Below are 1,264 nucleotides of genomic sequence, written 5' to 3' on the forward strand. Positions count from 1 at the left end.
CTCGACGACGCCGGCGCCGGCCACTACGCGGCGTGCATCCGCGCCATCAAGGAGCGCACGCCGGAAACGGCCGTCGAAGCCCTGACGCCGGACTTCCAGGGCGTTCACGAGTGGGTGGAGCGCGTCATCGACGCGGGCCTGGAGGTCTTCGCGCAGAACGTGGAGACCGTGCGCCGGCTCACCCACCCGGTGCGCGACCCGCGGGCGAGCTACGAGCGCACCCTCGACGTGCTCGAGCACGCCAAGCGTCACAACCCGAAGGTCCTCACCAAGACCAGCCTGATGGTGGGCCTCGGCGAGACCGACGAGGAGATCCTGGAGACCATGGACGACCTCCGCACCATCGGCGTGGATATCGTCACCTTCGGGCAGTACCTCCGGCCGACGGCGAACCACCTGCCGGTGGAGCGCTACGTCACGCCCGAGCAGTTCGCACAGTATCGCGAGTGGGGCCTGGAGAAGGGCTTCCTCGAGGTGGTCTCGGGGCCGCTGGTGCGCTCGAGCTACCGTGCCGAGCGGGTACTGGAGAAAAACAACTGCGGGCTGGACGAGGCCGCCTCCGGCTGAGGCCGGCGGCCACCCCGGCATCCGTAAGAAAGGCCCCCGCCCCGGCGGGGGCCTTGTCGTTTCAGCGGCGGTAGCCCGGGCGCAGGAACGGCGTCTCCGCCACGGTCACCGGGATCCCGCGCCCGCGCACCAGAGCGGTGACACGGCTGCCCACCGCCTCGAAACCGGTCTCGACGTAGCCCATCGCCACCGGCGCCCCGACACTGGGACCGAAACCGCCACTGGTCACCCGGCCGACACCGCGGCCGTCGCCGTCCTGCAGCTCCACACCCTCGCGCACCGGCGCCCGCCCCTCCGGGCGCAGGCCCACGCGGCGGCGGTCGACGCCGTCACGCAGCTGCCCGGCGATGACGTCGGCGCCGGGGTAACCGCCCTCGCGGCGGCCCCCGGGCCGGCGGACCCTGGAGACGGCCCATTCCAGCGCGGCCTCCACCGGCGTGGTGGTGGTATCCATATCGTGCCCGTACAGGCACAGCCCTGCCTCCAGGCGGAGCGAGTCGCGGGCCCCCAGGCCGACGGGCTCCACCGCCTCGTAGGCGAGCAGGCGCCGGGCCAGGGTGTCCGCGTCTTCCGCGGCCACGGAGATCTCGAAACCGTCCTCGCCGGTATAGCCGGAGCGGGTGACAAAGCACGGCACGCCGGCAACCTCGAGGGGCCGGGCATCCATGAAGACCATCTCCCGGCTGTCCGGGGCGAG

2 protein-coding genes are annotated in these 1,264 nt (G+C 72.4%); one reads left to right on the forward strand and one right to left on the reverse strand.

The features are described 5' to 3' along the window. Positions 1 to 567, forward strand: a 567-nt coding sequence (locus tag G7A99_RS20065; RefSeq protein WP_163143576.1) for a lipoyl synthase, incomplete at its 5' end; no start/stop codon positions are given. A 61-nt stretch (positions 568 to 628) separates the two neighbouring features. On the opposite strand, the gene G7A99_RS20070 is transcribed toward G7A99_RS20065, so the two are convergent. Continuing rightward, a partial coding sequence (locus G7A99_RS20070; protein ID WP_305792344.1) for a glycine cleavage T C-terminal barrel domain-containing protein occupies positions 629 to 1,264 on the reverse strand: 636 nt, incomplete at its 5' end.

The sequence above is a fragment of the Arhodomonas sp. KWT genome, assembly GCF_010993615.1.